Consider the following 16684-nt stretch of genomic DNA (forward strand, 5'->3'; position numbering starts at 1 on the left):
CGAGCGTCACTTCGGTTCGGTGAAGCGCTTCACCTTGACGGGCAGGTCCTTGCCCTTGGTGCGGCGCGACGGGATCTGCACCGGGTTCTTCTTCTTCCAGGCCGCCCAGGTCATCGGACCTTCGGGCGTGTCGATGATGGTGTCGTCGATATCGCTCATGCTGCGCTCCGTCGCGGGAAGGGCCAGTCGATCACGCGACCGGCGAACAGCGCCCACCACACGATCACCGGCTGAAACGCAAGCCGCGGGATATGGTACCATAGCCCGAGCCCGCCGCGGCCGGTTTCGATGAAATCGAGCGCGTGCTTCACATTGGCGGGATAGACACACACCGCATAGGCGGCGAGGCCAACGCCCGCCCACCAGCGCAGCCGCGGCACGAACAGGCCGATCGCCCCGGCGATCTCGCACAGGCCGGTCAGCAGGATCACCTGGGCGGGGAAGGGGACCCAGTCCGGGGTGATGCCGAGAAAGGGTTTGGGCACGAACACGTGCAGGATGCCAGCGGCGAGATAAGCGGCGGCGAGCAGGGCGCGGAGGATCTGGCGGGTGGTGGTCACGCAGGGGACGTTACGCGCTTGTCGGGCATGGGCAAAGCCCATGCCGTCGGTCGGGGCGGGCCCCGCCGGCCGAGCTTGCGCGAGTCAGGCCGCTTTTGCGGCCTGCCGCGCTGCGCTTAGAACGGGAACCATTTCGAGGTCCGGCTGAACTTCATATAGCCCAGATTGACGCCCTGCCGCCATCCGACGCCGAGCCGGATCGGGATCAGCACCGTGTTGCCGCGGCGCAGATAGGTCGCCGCGAACCCGCCGACGAAATACACACGACCCTCGGCCGCCGGGAAGCGCTTGAACAGGTCCGCGGTGTCGTAGAGGTTGTACACCAGCACGAACACCTTGTTGGCATCCCCGCCCAGATCGAAGCCGACCGACGGGCCGGTCCAATAGACGGGCTGGCGCCCCTCGACCTTGTGGAACATCTCGCCCTTGCCATAGCGCAGGCCGACGACGACCGCCGCCGACGCCTCGCGCCCGGCGATATAGGCGTTGGGATAGCCCTGCTCCTTGAGCGTGCGCTCGAGGATGCCGGCGAGCCCCGATGCGCCCTTGCCGAACGTGCCTTCGGCGGCGCGCAGCAATTCCTGCTTCTGGAAGGTCTGGCTGTCGGCCGATTCGACCTCTGCCCCGTCGCGCGCGACGTCCTGTGCCGATCCGTTCGTGACTGCCGGCGCGCCTGCGGGGCTGCCCGCGGACGATCCGCTGGAGCCGGACTCGACCGGCTCGGTCGATCCTGGCGCGTCGGGATAGCGCGGGGTGTCGGACAGCGGGACAGGATCCGACTGAGCGGGGGCCGGGGTGGGCGTGCGGCGGGGCGGCTGCGCTTTCGGCTGCGCCTGGCGCAGATCCGAATCGATCGCCTGGTTGGGATCGATCGTGCGCACTTGCGCCGCAAGCGGTGCCCCGGCGGTCGCTAGCGCGAGCAGGATTGCAGCGCCAATCCTCGGCGCGCTGGTCCAGCGCAAATGCATCGTCATTCTCCCCCGGGGCTGCAATTGCGCCATGATAGCGCCGTCCTGGCTGTCGCGCCAATGAACGAGCAGCGCCGTCGCGACCAGCGGAATCGATTCCGCGGCGAGCAACATGCGCACAAGCGGTTGCCGTGGCAGCAAAGCGCGGTTATAGCCCGCCTTCGCTGTGATCCGGAGACGTGGGTGAGTGGCTGAAACCAGCGGTTTGCTAAACCGCCGTACCGGGTTTACTGGTACCGAGGGTTCGAATCCCTCCGTCTCCGCCAGCGCCCTCGCGAGCCTGGAACCTAAAAAAATCAGCCGCAGGTCATCTAGCCCTATCATAGGCGGCGACATGGGTGCGTTGCTGCCCCCAGCCCGACGCGCGCCGACCGTCGTTAGCGATTGCAAACAGGGCGTTTCGTAAATCTGGCGCGGCGGCCTTTAGAGCGAGCTCGACGGGCAGCGCGTGTTGGGCGTAGCGCCGGCGCGTCCGCCAAGACCTGCTGTGGCGCGGGATCCTGCCGATCATCCCGCCAGAAGCGAACCGTCGCGAGCCGCCCGCCCGTGACTTCCGACGCTACCGCGATCGGAACCAGGTCGAGCGCGTGTTACGGTACAAATAGCCATCAATAGAAGAAATGAACAATATTCCGCTACTGTACCCGTTAGTCTCTATTCGGGTTACTTCGACACGAAACACTCGTCGGGGATACGGTGAGTTCGCTATCATCGAGCTTGAAATGCGATAGGACTTTCCCGATTGCCGTCATCACCTTCGACCAGGCGCATCGCCAAGGGCGAGCAGCACCGCCAGCCGCGCGATGATGGCACCAAGCAACGCACCATAAAGCGGCTTGAGCACGGCGACCGCGCCTAACGGCCAGGACGATCCGGTCAACGGCAGCACGGCCGCGCCCACCAACCCTGCCAGCGCCGCGATCGGTACGGCGACAAGCAGCGCGCGCACGAGCGCGTGGCGCGGCCATCTGCGCCCCCGCGACAGCGCGGTCACGCGCCCGGCCGCGAGCCGCCGCCGCGTCAGTAGCGTCGGAACCAGGCAGCTCATCAACGCGACCATCAGGCTCTGCGGGACCGTGTCGACCGCCAGCCCGCGCCAGCCAAGCACTGGCACAACCGCCTCGCCGCCGAACGCCAGCCATACGAACACCGCGCTCAGCGCCGCGTTGATGACCGCGGCGATCGCCATCTCGGTGCGCACATAGCGCCGATGCGCCGGGGTCACGGTGCGGCCAGCACGGTGACGGGCCCGATCAGCCCCGACGCGCGCAACGGCGCATCGGCGCGGTAGCTCGGCATCGCCGTCCAGGTCAGCTTGCGCGCGCCCGGCTGCGCGTCGCCGATCAGGCGATTGACCCAGAGATTGGCGACGCGCACCTCGATCCGGTTGCGCCCGGGGCGCGCCGCGGCGGCGATGTCGATCCGATAGGGCGCGTGCCACACCGTGCCGACCGCAACGCCGTTCACGCGCACTTCGGCGAGATCGCCGACTTGGCCGAGATCGAGCAGCAGCGGCGTCGCGCGATCGAGCGTCCTTGGCACATCCAAGGCCGCCGCATAGCTGGCGACTCCCGAGAAATAACGGATCGCGGGGGAGGCATTTTCGTTGAGCGGGGCCAGCCGCGCCAGCGTCGTGGTCGCAGGCGCCCCGCGTCCGGGCTGGAAGGTGACGGTCCACGGGCCGTCCATCCGTGCCACGGTTCGCGACGGCGGCGCAGCGCGTGTCACGCTGGCGTCGGTCGCTTCGCGGCGGAACACCACGAACACCGCCTCCTCGCCCGCCAGATCGAGCGGAACGATCGTCTGGCCGCCCTCGATGCGATACGAAACGGCGCTGCGCCGCCCGGTATCGGCGTGCCACAGTTCGGGCACCTTGCCGGTGACGCGGAAACGCGCCGCGATGCGCTCCGCACGGTTGCGGCGATTGGTCACGAAATAGACGTCGCCATCGGCGAGCGCGCGATGCGCGAAGAGGATCTCGCTGTCGGGTGCGGGCTTGGTATAGGCGAAATCGGGCAGCAGACCGGTTCCGGCAAGCGCGGTCTCGACGTCGTGCCCGGCGATGACGCGCCCCTTCCCGATGGTCGTGACCGGCGTGCCCGACCACAGGCGCCGAACCAGCGCGGAGAAAGCAGCACGATCGTCGCCCAACGCTGGCGACCCCGTCGGCGCATCGCCGATGAGGGTCGCCCCCTGCTCGACCAGCGTCGCCAACCGGCGCAGCACCGGCAGCGTCATGCGCTGTGCCGAACCGCCGAGATACAGCGCGCGGTAGCGGGCACCGCCAGATGAAACCACGCTTCCCTTCGCGACCGACAGATCCTGCGTCAGCGCATCGGCGTTGACGAAATCATAGCCATAATGGGTCGGCGTGTCGCCGAGCGGCGCACGCGCGAACAGCGCGGTCAGCGGCGCTTCCTCACCATAGAAATAGGCGACGTCGGCGACGTTGCGGCCCTGCTGGAGCACATAGCTCGACCGCGCGATGTAATCGATCCACGGCCGCGCCATCTCGGCCCAGCTTTCGTGCCGATTGAAATATTGCCCGAAGATCGCGAGCGACAGGCCGGGCAGTTTGTCGTCGACCGGCTGGTGCACCGAGGTGTGGATCACCGGCCGATTGATGCCGCTCGCAAACTCCAGATCGACGACGCGCTTGAGATCGGCCGGCGCGAATGCCCAGGGCGCCAGCCCCGAGGTGAAGGATTCGGCCGCGACGATGGTCTGGCCGTAGAGATGCGCGACCGACGCCGCGCCGCGCAGATCGCCGAGCAAGGTCGGGCGCGGCTTGCCGGCGCGATCATAGGTCCACATCGCCGCCATCGGCACGTCGGCATGGCGCCGCATCGCAAGGTCGTCGCCGAGCGCCGGGCGGCCATCCTCGAGCGCCTCGCCATACACTTTGAGGCCAGCGGCATGCGCGACGCGCGCGACCGTCCCATAATGTTCGCTCGCGAGCAGATCGGCGAGCGTCCGGCGGTAATCGTACAGGAAGGCGTCGCTGCGCGCGCGCGAGCCGACCACCGCCCCGGTCAGCGCGGGAAGCCACGGGCGCGGATCATAACCGCGCAACCGTTTGAACTGCGCGAGCATCAACGGCGTCCAATTGGCGTCGCCCGCCTCGAAACTGTCGGTGACGATCGCACGGATGCCTTTCGCGCCGACCAGATCGGGGCCCGCCGCCGTGCGGTACATGCCGATATAATGCTCGAGGTAGCGCGTGACCGCGGCGGCGTCGTATTTGTCCACCTCGAGCCCCGTCGCCTCGGCGGTGGCGGGATGGTTGGTCGTGCCGAGCAGCGTCGCCCCCAGCCGGACAATCCGCCAACGCCCCTTGGGCACAGTCCAGTCGAGCGTGCCGTCGAGCTGCATCCGCGCGGTGAGATCGACCACGCGCGCAGGATCGATTCCCATGCTTTCGGGCACAGCGCCGCTGAGTGCGTAATAATCCGCGACGGTCGCGAAACCGGCCTTGGCTTCGAACCGATCGATCCTCGCCTCACCCGACAGGCGCAATTGCGCGACCGCGACCGATGTCGCGGGCGGTCCGCTCGGGAACATGCCATCGACCACGGCGCCGGGCGCGGGCGCGCCGAGCCCGATCCGGGGAGGCGCGGTGTTGGGACCGAGCACGAGCCGGAACGCACGCGCGGTAATCGGCGCAAAGCTGACCGTCGTGGGTACCGCGCCAAGCGGCAGCGTCGCGATGGCGCGCCAGCCCGCCCCATCGGCAACCTCGAGCACGGGCTGGAACAGCGCGCCGCCAAACGGCGGCAAGGCACCTGGGATGAACAGCGTTGCGCTGCGGATCGTGGTCGGACGGGCGTAGGTCAGCGTCACGACGCCGGGCTGATCGGCGCTGCCGCGCGGCACGGCGACCGACGTCTTGGCATCCGCGTCGAGCAATGCCGCGGCATCGACCGGGCGACCGGCGACGGTCGCGGCCGGAATCGCGGCTGTGGGCGGATCGACCGGATAGGCGAGCACCATGACATCGGCATAATCCGTCGGCGGCTTCGATGCCTTGCCGCCAAAGGCGGCCAGCGGATCGTCGAACGGCAGCGCCTGGAACGGCCCGGTCGTGCGCGGCGGCGATGCCAGCTGCCCGGCGAAGCGATGGCCGCCAACGATGTCGGTTTCGCTCCACACCAGTTTCTTCATGCCGTCGGCGGGTGCCACCCACGGTCCGCCGGTCTCGCTCCAGCCCGGTGATCCCGCGACCGCGAATTCGAGCCCGAGCCGGTCTGCGGTCGTCGCCGCAAGTCGGAAGGCGTGGCGCCACTCCGGGCTCATATAGGCGAGGCGTCGCTCGACCACCTGCGGGGCCATCAGCGAAGCGTCGAAGGTCTGCACGCCTCCGAGGCCGATGCGCTTCATCCATTCGAGATCGGCGACGATCCCGGGTTCGCTGATATTGCCGTCGAGCCAGTGCCACCACACCCGCGGCCGCGCCTCCGCCGGAGGATCGACGAACCCGGCGGCGAGGCTGTCACCCGACGCTTGGTCCGCGATCGGGGGAGCGGTCTGGGCGAGCGCGGCCGACGAGGCCAGCAGCGCCGCCGTCAGCGCGAAGAAGCGAAAGCGATGCTGCATCAGGGCGTTCCTCAGAGTTTTCGCGTCGGCAGGCGCCGCGCCTCGACCGCAGCACGCCGCCTCACAGCGCGTTGCGCCGCGCGAAGGCGCCGAGCACGGTAGCGCTCGGCTTTGGCGTCCGCTTGAAGGTGGTGCGATCGACCTTCGCCAGCCCGAAGCCATGGTCGAACCCGGCACCCCATTCGTAATTGTCGAGCAGCGACCAGTGGATATAGCCGAGCACCGGCACGCCATCGTCGATCGCGCGCTTCAATTCGGGGAGCGCGCCGGCGATCAGCGCGCTGCGAATGCGGTCGTCATCGGTGCCGACGCCGTGTTCGCTGACCAGGATCGGCTTGCCCGTTGCTTCATGCGCATAGCGCACCGCGCCCGCGAGCGAGGGCGCATACACCTCCGCCCCGCGGAAGTTGAGTGTCGCGCCAGGCGGTGGCGGCAGCTTGCCGGTCGAATTCCACACCGATCGCTCGTAATTCTGGACGCCGAGGAAATCGTCGCCCTTGGCCGATTCGAGCCAGACGCCGTAGAGTTCGGCGCGCTTGGCATCGCGCAAACTGTTGGGGCCGACCGCTTGGTCATCGGCAAGCGCAAGGCTGATGCCGACCGGCAGATCAGGCCGGACGCCCTTGATCGCGTCGCGCCCGGCCTTGTGGCCGGCGAGCATGTTGCGCGTCACCGCCGGCACATCTTCGGGCAGCACGGTATTGGCCACGACGAACTTGGCCGACCCGGTCGCGCGCGCCGCGGCCGCCAGATTCGCCTTGAGCAGGCCGAAAAAGGCCGGTGGCAGGACGATCGGCAGCATGCTGGCGATATTGGGTTCGTTGAACGTCATCGCATAGCCGATTCCCCCCGCCAGATGGCGCGCCGCCCGCTCGCAGAAGCGCGCAAACAACGCCGGAGCCTGCGCGTTCGTCCAGCCGCCCTGCGCCGCGAACCAGCGCGGCGTGGTGTAATGGTTGAAGGTCACCACTGGGGTCAGCCCGCGCGCGCGGCAGCCGTCGATCATCGCCTTGTAATGATCGAGCATCGCGATTGAGAACAGGCCGGGCCCTGGCTCGATCCGTGGCCATTCCAGGCTGAAGCGATAGCTGTTGAGGCCAAGGCTCTTCACCAGGTCGAGATCGGTGCGCCACAGCTCGAAGCTGTTGTCGGCATCGCCCGATGGTGGGCCGAGCGCCGGCTCGACATTCTCCAGCACCCACTGGTCGCTGTTGGTGTTGTTGCCCTCCACCTGATGCCCCGCAGTCGCGGCACCCCAGAGAAAGCCTTTGGGAAAAGCGCGTGCGGTGACGCCCGGGTCCGCGCGGCGGGCCAACGCCGGGGCGGCGAGGAGCGCACCACCGGCGGCGAGCAGCGTACGGCGATCGATGGTCATAGGGACTCCTGCTGTGGTGCCGCGACGTCGGCGATGAAGGCGCGGATCTCGTCGGTCATCCGCGTGTCCGCGCCGCCGATATGGCAAGCGAGACTGAAGTGATTGTGGCCCGATGCGATATGGCTGCGCGGCAGATGCCCGTACCGCGCGAGCCGCGCCGCCAACACGGCGATCGTCTCGGTCTGAAAGCGGGCCGGGTCGAACTCGGCGCACGCGATCAGCAGCGGCACGCCGGTCTCGACCATGGCATCGCGCGGGTGGCGCGCGGGATAAGTATCGGCCGGGCCGTAATAGAGCACGTCGCGCTCCTCGAGCGGCGTGTAGCCGTAAAGCCCGGACAATAGCACAGCGCCGCGCACGCCGGGATCGGCGGCGCGCAAGCGCAGATGCGTCGCGACATGCACCGCGCCCGCCGACGTGCCGATGACGACGATTCGGTCGGGATCACCGCCATGGTCGGCGGCATTCGCCCGCAACCAGTCGATCGCCGCGCCGACATCCTCCCCGCCCGCGGGCCAGACGGCTTCGGGCGCAAGGCGATAGTTCATCACCGCGCCGAGCATTCCCGAGCGCGCCGCCCAGCGCCCGACATGCGCGTTGAACGGATGATCCGGGCTGCTCTTCTCGCCGCGCACGAAGCCGCCGCCATGGACCCACAGCACGACCGGGACGCCCGTCGCCGACGCGGGGGGCGCGTAGAGATCGAGCTGCTGACGGGGATCGTCGCCATAGGCGAGATCGCACGCGCTTGCCGGCTGGGCGGTGCGGTACGCATCCTGCTCGGCGCGAAACAGATCCTGAACCTGCGCCAATGTCGTCGGGCCGAGCGTTCGGCCGAGCGCGGTGATCGCGGTGATCGCGGCGCGGAGGGAATCCGATTGTCGAGTCATGGCTGCGTGCTCACAAGGCGTTGCGCCGCGCGATCGCGCCGAGCACGGCGGCGCTCGGCTTGGGCACACGGCGGAAGGTGGTGCGATCGACGGTGGCGAGGCCGTATTTCGGGCGATATCCCGACACCCATTCGAAATTGTCGATGAGCGACCAATGGAGATAGCCGATCACCGGCACGCCCTCGTCGATCGCGCGCTTCAATTCGGCGAGCGCCGCCGGGATCAGCGCGACCCGGTCGCGATCGTCCTCGGTCGCGATGCCATGTTCGGTGACGAAGATCGGCTTGCCGGTCGCGGCGTGGACATAGCGCGCGCAATTGGCGAGCGAGGCGGGATAGGTCTCGTTCCCGATCTGATCGCGTTTCGCCGTCGCAGGCAGCGCGACGAGGCCCGTGGCATCCCACTGATTGCGTGAATAGTTCTGGATGCCGACGAAATCGTCCTGCCGTGCGGTCTCGAGCCACGGCCCGTAGAATTCCTGCCGCTTGGCATCGCGCAGGGCGGTTGCGCCAACGGCCTGTTCATCGACGATCGCCAACGAGAAGCCGACGGGCAGCGTCGTCCGCACCGCCTTGATCGCGGCGAACCCAGCCCGGTGCGCTTTGATCAAATTCGGCAAGGTCTCGCGTGCCGAGCCGAACGCCGGACCGCCGACGAAGCGCTGCGATCCGGTCACGCGCGCCGCTTCCGCCAGCATCGGCTGCTGCGCCATGATCGCTTGCGGCGGTACCATGGCTGCGGCGATCAGCAGACCGTTCGGTTCGTTGAGCGTCACCGCGCGCGCAATCCCGTCGCCCAAATGCCGCGCCGCGCGATCGCAATAGCGCGCGAACAGCTGCGGAGATTCGGGGTTGGTCCAGCCGCCGCGCGCGGCGAACCAGATCGGCACCGCCCAGTGGCTGAACGTTACGACCGGCTGCAACCCCCGCGCGTGGCACCCCGCGATGATCGCCTTGTAATGATCGAGCAGCGCGATCGAAAACTGACCCGCGACCGGCTCGATCCGCGACCATTCGATGCTGAAGCGATAGCTGTTGAGGCCGATCGCCTTGGCCAGATCGAGATCCCGCGTCCACAGCTCGAAGCTGTTGCACGCATCCCCGACCGGCTCGGCAAAGATCGTCGGCTTGATGCTTTCCAGCAGCCAGAAATCGCTGTTGGTGTCATTGCCCTCGATCTGGTGCCCGGCGGTCGCCGCGCCCCACAGGAAATCCGCGGGAAAGCCGCCGCTGCGGCGCGGCTGTGCGACCACCGGGGCGGCTAGCATGGCGGACGCCGCCGCGAGGAGGGTTCTACGATCGAGCACCAGATATTCCCTCGCGGCAGCACATGGGCCTTCGCCCGGTTGCCCGCCGCCGAAACGGCCGGACAGGATCGTCGACCGCAGCGGCGGATCATCAACCGATCCGCCGCTGGCGATCCTCAGAACTTCGCGTCCAGGCTCAGTCCGACCTGGCGGAAGGACTGCGGACCATAGATCGCGCCGACATTGGCCGCACCGTTGTACGGGAAGTCGCTCTGGTACAGCGACGGCTCATGCACGTCGAACAGGTTCCGCGCGAACACCGCGATCTGATAGCGCTCGTCCTCGGTGCGCAGGCCGATCCGCCCGCCGACCGTCCAATGCGGGCGGAAGGTCGATTCTGGGCGCGAATTGGCTTCATAGCGGATCCGCGACTTCCACACCGTGTCGGCCGCCAGGAACGCGTTGAGCCGCGTCGTCACCGGCTGCTGATATTCGCCCGACAGCGTGAACTTGTACTTTGGCGCATAAGCGAGCTGCGTCCCGCCGATCTGCGTCCCGTCGGTGCCGAGGTACTTGGTCGGATAGGTCGCCTTGGCGTAGATGAAGCCGGTGTTGAGCGACAGGTTCCGGTTCACGCGCCCGAAGAAGTTGATCTCGGCCCCGCGCGTCTTGACGCCGTCGATGTTGGTCTGAACGCACGACAAGGCGGCAGTCGAAGCAACCGTGGTGCACTGCTGCGCCTGGAAGTCCGTCACCTTGGTGTAGAACAGGTTGATATCGGCAACCAGACCACGGAACAGCGTCGCCTTGAGGCCCGCTTCATACGCCATCGGGATCTCTGGACGCACGATGTAGGGCGACAGCGGTGCCGCCGGCGTCGCGATCTGCCCGCCCTTGAAGCCGCGAGAGGCGGTTGCATAGACCATCGCGTTCTTGAGGAGATCATATTGCGCGCCGAAACGATACGAGATCTTTTCCGTGCTCAACCGCTGCGCTTGAATCCGGTTCGTCGCCAGGTCCAGATTGTTGCGATCGAGCGACAGCTTGGCGCTGGTGATGCGCCCGCCGCCGATCAGCCGGAAGGCCGGCGTCACGTGGAAGGTCGCCTGCCCGAACGCGGCGAGCGATTCATCGACGATCGTGTCATAGGCGCCGATCGATCGCGCGATCGGGATCGCGACATTGGGCGCGGGGATGAGCGTGACACTCAGCGATTCGGGCGTCCGGGTCTGCTTCTGGTGCGAGTAGAAGGCGCCGACCGTATATTCCAGCCGGTTGCCCGATGGCGAACTGGCGCGGAATTCCTGCGTGAACAGGTCGATATTGCGGTGCGTTGCGCCGTTTTCGACCTGCAATTCGAGCGGATCGCCGCGGAAGATCGAGGTGACGTCGCCGCGCTCCTTGTTCACGCGATAGGCGGTGATCGATGTCAAGGTGAGCGGACCCGCATCGTAATCGAGCTGGAGCGAACCGCCGAAATTGTAGGTGCGACTGAGCCGCGGTCGCGCGGCGCAATAGTTCTGATTGCCTTCGCCCACGGTCACGCCACAGCTGGCGAGCCGCGCGGTGATGCCGACCGGATCGAACCCGCCGCCGCCGAAGAATGGTCCCGGCCCACCGGCCCGGACGAAGGTGAAGAAGTCGCCGCCATTCTCAAGGCGCGACTTGGTGTAGTCGCCGATCACGTTGACCGTGAGCGCGTCGCTCGGCGTCCACAGCAACCGCCCGCGAAAGCCGAAGCGGTCGACGTTGTTGAGGTCGCCGGTCAGCGCGTTGCGATTGACGCCCTGCCGCTGGTTGAGCAGCCCCGACACACGGATCGCAGCGTTCGACGCGAGCGGCACGTTGACGACGCCCTGCACGACCTGATTGCCGAACTTCGATCCGGCGGTGCCGTCGTTCGAAAGCTCGGTCCGCACGCGCGCGCTGAGCCGGGTCGGATCGGGCGCGTTGGTACTGACGTTGATGACGCCGGCCGACGTGGTGAGGCCGAACAGCGTTCCCTGCGGCCCCTTGAGCACTTCGATCCGCGCGACGTCGAACAGATCGCCGATATTGGCGTTGCCCTGGCTCACCTGGTCGACCACCACGCCGACCGATGCCACTGCGCCCGCCGAGAAGGTCTGCGTTCCGATCCCGCGGATCGCGCCGCCGCCGCCGGTATTCTGGCCGGGTGCCTGCTGAATCTCGAGCGAGGGCGCGATGCGGTTGAGATCGTTGAGCGTGTTGACCTGCTGGCGCTCGAGCTGCTTCTGATCGGCAACCGTGATCGAAATCGGCACGTCGACCACACGTTCGCGCCTACGCTGCGCGGTGACGACGATATCGGCGCCGGTCTGGTCGGCCACGGTCGCCGCGGGCGGCGACGTAGAAGCTGCGCTGTCCTGCGCCGTGGCAATGGTGGGGACAGCCAGCCAGCTGGCGGATGCGAGTGCGACGGCAAGCGTGCGGTTCATGATGACCTCTCCTGATTTTGTTGTTGTTGTTGTTGTTGTTGTTGTTGTTGGTTTTTTACGCACGGCTCAGTGGGCGACATCCTCATCGACCACATGATTGGTGAGCGTTCCGACCGGGCCGATCGCGACCTCGACGCGGTCGCCCGCCTTCATCCACAAGGGTGGCGTGCGCTTGGCACCGACGCCGCCGGGCGTGCCCGTCGCGATCACATCCCCTGGCGAAAGCGCGGTGAATGCCGAGACATAGGCAATGATCTTGGCGATCGGGAACACCATGTCGCCGATCGGCTGATCCTGGACGATTTCGCCGTTGAGCCGCGTCGTGACATGCACGCCGGACAGATCGCCCGCTTCCTGCGGCGTCACCAATTGCGGGCCAAAGGCGCCGGTGCCGGGGAAGTTCTTGCCCGGGATGAATTGCGACGTGTGCCATTGCCAATCGCGGATCGACGCGTCGTTGAAACAGGCATAGCCCGCGACATGTGTCATCGCATCCTGCTCGGCGATGGCACGCCCGCCGCGACCGATGACGATCGCGAGTTCGCCCTCGAAATCGAGATGCTCGGACACGAGCGGCCGCACGATCGGCTGGCCGTCGGCGATCAGCGTATCGGCGAACCGCGTGAAGATCGACGGATTGTCGACCTTGGCGCGACCCGTCTCGACCCGGTGGCTCTCGTAATTATGCCCGACGCACAGGATCTTGCCCGGATTGGGGATAACCGGCAGCAGCAATACGTCTGCCGCGGCAATGGCCGGGCCATCCGCAAGGGCCGACAGCGGACCCGCCGCGATCGCGGCCTTCAAATCGACTGGCGCGCCCGCAACCGCACCGGCATCGTGGATCGTCGCATGATCGATCCGGCCATAGCTGGTCGTGCCATCGACGCGGCGGAAGCTGACATAAGGCATTAACGTACTCCTCGAGCAGGGGCCGAGACCGCTGCGGAAAGCTCAGCCACGGCGGATTCCGGTTTTGGCGCGTGCAAATGGAGGGCGGTGCGCGCCTGCATCAGCAGCGCAGCGAGATCCTCGTTCGCGACGCCGAACACATAAAAATCAGGGCGGACCAGCACGAAGCGCGCGCCGCGAAGCTTGAGCCAGCGCCCGACCACACCCCCGTCGTCGAGCGCCGCCGCATCGACGATCGTCAGATCGAGCGCGGACAGCGCGGCGAGGCTTGGCGACGCCGAAACATCCGCTGTTGCCGCCGCATCGATCGCGAACAGCCGCCAGCCACCGCCGGTTACGGTGTCGAGGATCGTCGCGTCGCCGCCAATCCACGGCTGGATGAAGCGCTCACCGGCACCGCGCGTTCCAGCCGCGATTGCCCCGGAGGTATAGGCCGGGATGAGGTCCGCCGCGGTTCGACCGGATGTGCCAGCGTGCTGCGCGCGCATCGCGGCATCGCGCTCGGCGGCGCGTTCGGGGTCGAGTTCGCAGATATAGCGACCCGCCGCGACCGCCGCGCTGACGACGCTGCGCACGTGCGGATCGCGTTCGACCTGATAGGTGTCGAGCAATGCCGCATCGGCATCGCCCTGTTCGACCAGCGCGAGCTTCCAGATCAGGTTCGCGACATCGCGCATCCCGTGACACATGCCCTGCCCGAAAAAGGGCGGGGTCTGATGCGCTGCGTCGCCCGCCAGGAACACGCGTCCGTCGCGCCACCGCTCGGCGATCAGCCCGTGGAAGCGGTACGTCGTGGCACGGATCAGGTCGTAGGGCACGCCGTCGAGATACGGCTTGAGCAGCGCCGCCACCGCGTCGGGCTGCATCATCGCGGCGTCGTCCTCGCCCGGCAGCAGCATGAATTCCCAGCGGCGGATATTGCCGCGTCCGGGCACGATCGTCGCCGGGCGCTGCGGGTCGCACATCATCACCGACAATTGCTGAAGGTTCGCCGCTTCGGGGACGCCCCAGAGGTCGGGAAAGCGCACCGGCTGGTCGACGTGCGCATCGACGACGAGCCACGATTCCTCGAAATCGAGATCGTCGAGCGCGATGCCCAGCGCCTTGCGCGTATCGCTGCGCGCGCCGTCGCACGCGATTACCCAGCGCGCGCGGACCGTGTCGGTCGTGCCGTTGCGGCCCAGCTTAACACTGACCCCGGCATCGTCCTGGACAAAGCCGTCGAGTGTCGTGTCGAGCGACACGGTTACCGTCGGGGCTTGCACGAAGCCGTCGCGCAGCAGCGCTTCGAGCTCGGGCTGATAGAAGAAGTAATCGTTCGCCCAGCCAAACGGCTTGGGTCGCCCCGCCGTCCCCATATAGCGGATCACGCCGTGATCGGCGCCGATATGCAGATGTCCCTCGGTCTCGCGCATGGTCGGGGCGATTGCATCGGCCAGGCCGACGCCCTGGAACAGGCGCATCATTTCGTGGTCGAGATGCACCGCCCGCGGCAATATGTGGGGCGCCGAGTCACGATCGATCACCAGGGTCGCCAGTCCCGCCTGCGCCGCGAGGTTCGCCGCGAGCGCGCCGACCGGACCGCAGCCGACGATCACCAGATCATAGGCCGGCGGCACTGTCATCGGACGGTCTCGGGGGACGAATACGGGCAGTGGCAGCGCATCGATCGGGATCCTCTCGCGGTGTTCTGATGACACCGAGCGCCCCAATGCGTGCTTCCTATGCCCTTTGTAAAATATTGGATTTTGCGAATAGCATAGGTTGAGGCTATGCCAGGACGGCGGTGATCGCCTTTACCAATTGTGCGCCCAGGTCGGATAGCGCGCGATTGCGGAGCGTGCGGATCCCGATGCTGCGCGTGACCTTCGCGTCGGTCACCGGCACCGCGCGCAGCACGCCCATCGACAGTTCGGCGCGGGCCACGCCGCGCGGCAGCATCGTGACGCGCGCGCCGCCGCGCACGATCGCCATCGAGGTCAGCAGCGAATCGCAATAGATCACGTCGAGCGGCAAGGGCACTTCGGCGGCGAGGAACAGCGCATCGATCTGCCGCCGGAACGCGCCGCCCGGCAGCGGCAGCACCCACCCCATCGCGCTCATCTCACCGAGCGACACCGTCGGCCCCAGCGCGTCATGCGCCTTCCCGACAATCAGCGTGAAAGGATCGCGCGCGATACTGATCTCCGTAATATCCTCGGGCGGCGGCTCGATCCCGGTCGTCACCACCGCCACCTCGATCGCGCCGCGCCGCAGCAGATCGGCGAGCTGCGCGTCCGACCGCTCGATGATATGCAGCGCCATCTGGTCGGCTTGCGCCATGCGATTGATCGCGGCGGGCAGCAGGCTGACCAGCGCGCCGGGCGTCCCGCCGACGCGCAACGGCCCACGGACGCCCTTGCTGGCAAGCGCGACCGACTCCTCGGTATCGCGCAGCAATGCCTCCATCATCTCGGCGCGGCGCATCAGCACCGTGCCCGTATCGGTCAGCACGATCCCGCGCCGCCCCCGCACGAACAAGGCCGTGCCAAGCTGCTTTTCCAATTGCGCGATCGCCACCGAAACCGAGGGTTGCGAGATGTTGAGCTCGCGCGCCGCCCCGCTGATCGAACCGCCGCGGCCGATCGCCAGAAACATGCGCAAGACGCGGGAATCGATCATCATGGCCTCCGTCCACGGCTATAGTCATAGACTATGCATCTCTAGGCAATGCATATTTGCGGATATGTCGATCGGCGCGCATAGCGACACCGACCGCGCATCCGCGGCTGGAGAGAGGATCATGGCCCGTTTCCCGATCACCGGGCTGCGCAGCGTCGATCTGACGGTGCCCGATCTCGCCGCCGCGATCGATTTCTACACTGCGGTATGGGGGCTCGACCTGGCCGATCGCAGCGGCGAGCGCGCATGGCTGCGTGCGACCGGAACCGATTCGCACGTGGTCGCGCTTCACGCCGGCGACGCACCCGACATCCGTTCGATGACCTTCCGGCTTGCCGACGATAGCGACCCTGCCGCGCTCTGCGAGTCGGCGCTCGCGCACGGCGCGACGCTGCTGCACGCGGCGCGCGCCGCCGACGAGCCTGGTGGCGGCGCGGTCCTGGCGCTGCGCGACCCGATGGGCCGCGCGATCCGGCTCGTCCAGGGCGACACGCCGGTCGCCGCGCTGCCCGATGATCCCGCGCGTCCCGAGCGGCTGTCGCACGTCAATTTCAACAGCGACGATGTCGACCGCGACGTCGCCTTCTTCACCGACGCGCTCGGTTTCGGGCTGACCGATCGGTCGAAGATGATGGGGTTCGTGCGCACCAATGCCGATCATCACACGATCGTCATCTCGACCGCGCCGGTCAACACGCTCAACCATGTCGCCTTCCAAATGCCGACCTGGGAGGGCGTGATGCTCGCGGCGGGCAAGATGATCGACCGCAGCTTTCCGATCGGCTGGGGGCCGGGGCGGCACGGGCCGGGCGACAACGTCTTCACCTACTTCGTCGATCCGTTCGGCTTCGTCATCGAATACACTGCCGAGGTGTTGCAGGTCGACGAGAGCTATCGCGTCGGCAGCCCGGAGGACTGGACCTGGCCCCCCGGCCGATCCGACCAATGGGGCATTGCCCCGCCCAAGACCGCGGAATGCAAGGCGGCACAGCTCGCCATTCCGTTCGCCTGATTGCTTTAGGA

13 protein-coding genes and 1 tRNA gene are annotated in these 16684 nt (G+C 67.3%); 2 read left to right on the plus strand and 12 right to left on the minus strand.

Annotated features, from left to right (window positions below):
- Nucleotides 1-6: 6 nt before the first annotated feature.
- The 3 genes from IE187_RS15860 to IE187_RS15870 form a co-directional block, all read right to left on the minus strand.
- Nucleotides 7-159: a hypothetical protein gene (locus tag IE187_RS15860; protein ID WP_165954556.1), complete on the minus strand. Its 153-nt coding sequence runs from the start codon at nucleotides 157-159 to the stop codon at nucleotides 7-9.
- Entirely contained in the window at nucleotides 156-560 is a 405-nt protein-coding gene (locus IE187_RS15865) for a DoxX family protein (RefSeq protein WP_229839447.1), read from the minus strand. Before IE187_RS15865 ends, IE187_RS15860 begins: the two co-directional genes overlap by 4 nt.
- A 116-nt stretch (nucleotides 561-676) precedes the next feature.
- The gene (locus IE187_RS15870) at nucleotides 677-1534 is read right to left on the minus strand and encodes a DUF1134 domain-containing protein (RefSeq protein WP_189677194.1); all 858 of its coding nucleotides are present in this window, start codon (nucleotides 1532-1534) and stop codon (nucleotides 677-679) included.
- A gap of 167 nt (nucleotides 1535-1701) precedes the next feature.
- Here IE187_RS15870 and IE187_RS15875 point away from each other — a divergent pair.
- Nucleotides 1702-1794: transfer RNA gene (locus tag IE187_RS15875), tRNA-Ser, on the plus strand.
- A gap of 485 nt (nucleotides 1795-2279) precedes the next feature.
- Here IE187_RS15875 and IE187_RS15880 read toward each other — a convergent pair.
- The 9 genes from IE187_RS15880 to IE187_RS15920 form a co-directional block, all read right to left on the minus strand.
- Complete coding sequence (locus IE187_RS15880; protein WP_189677042.1) at nucleotides 2280-2753, minus strand: hypothetical protein; 474 nt, start codon at nucleotides 2751-2753, stop codon at nucleotides 2280-2282.
- On the minus strand, nucleotides 2750-6121 hold the full coding sequence (locus IE187_RS15885) for a glycosyl hydrolase (RefSeq protein WP_189677043.1): 3372 nt from the start codon (nucleotides 6119-6121) through the stop codon (nucleotides 2750-2752). The genes IE187_RS15880 and IE187_RS15885 overlap by 4 nt, the downstream gene beginning before the upstream one ends.
- Before the next feature lie 61 nt (nucleotides 6122-6182).
- Complete coding sequence (locus IE187_RS15890) at nucleotides 6183-7496, minus strand: glycoside hydrolase family 1 protein (protein ID WP_189677044.1); 1314 nt, start codon at nucleotides 7494-7496, stop codon at nucleotides 6183-6185.
- Nucleotides 7493-8386: an alpha/beta hydrolase gene (locus IE187_RS15895; RefSeq protein WP_189677045.1), complete on the minus strand. Its 894-nt coding sequence runs from the start codon at nucleotides 8384-8386 to the stop codon at nucleotides 7493-7495. Before IE187_RS15895 ends, IE187_RS15890 begins: the two co-directional genes overlap by 4 nt.
- A gap of 10 nt (nucleotides 8387-8396) precedes the next feature.
- Complete coding sequence (locus tag IE187_RS15900; RefSeq protein ID WP_189677046.1) at nucleotides 8397-9692, minus strand: glycoside hydrolase family 1 protein; 1296 nt, start codon at nucleotides 9690-9692, stop codon at nucleotides 8397-8399.
- Nucleotides 9693-9808: 116 nt separating this feature from the next.
- A complete protein-coding gene (locus tag IE187_RS15905) occupies nucleotides 9809-12088 on the minus strand; it encodes a TonB-dependent receptor (RefSeq protein ID WP_229839448.1) in 2280 nt (759 codons plus the stop codon).
- 66 nt (nucleotides 12089-12154) lie between these two features.
- Nucleotides 12155-13000 (minus strand): fumarylacetoacetate hydrolase family protein, encoded by an 846-nt coding sequence (locus tag IE187_RS15910; protein ID WP_189677047.1) that lies wholly within the window; start codon nucleotides 12998-13000, stop codon nucleotides 12155-12157.
- On the minus strand, nucleotides 13000-14625 hold the full coding sequence (locus IE187_RS15915; RefSeq protein WP_189677048.1) for a bifunctional 3-(3-hydroxy-phenyl)propionate/3-hydroxycinnamic acid hydroxylase: 1626 nt from the start codon (nucleotides 14623-14625) through the stop codon (nucleotides 13000-13002). Before IE187_RS15915 ends, IE187_RS15910 begins: the two co-directional genes overlap by 1 nt.
- Nucleotides 14626-14770: 145 nt before the next feature.
- A complete protein-coding gene (locus IE187_RS15920; RefSeq protein ID WP_189677049.1) occupies nucleotides 14771-15661 on the minus strand; it encodes a LysR family transcriptional regulator in 891 nt (296 codons plus the stop codon).
- A 121-nt stretch (nucleotides 15662-15782) separates the two neighbouring features.
- Between IE187_RS15920 and IE187_RS15925 the strand changes: the two genes are divergently transcribed.
- Nucleotides 15783-16673: a VOC family protein gene (locus tag IE187_RS15925; protein ID WP_189677050.1), complete on the plus strand. Its 891-nt coding sequence runs from the start codon at nucleotides 15783-15785 to the stop codon at nucleotides 16671-16673.
- Nucleotides 16674-16684: the final 11 nt, after the last annotated feature.

The organism is Sphingomonas glacialis (assembly GCF_014653575.1).
In the GTDB taxonomy this organism is placed as follows: Bacteria; Pseudomonadota; Alphaproteobacteria; order Sphingomonadales; family Sphingomonadaceae; genus Sphingomonas; species Sphingomonas glacialis.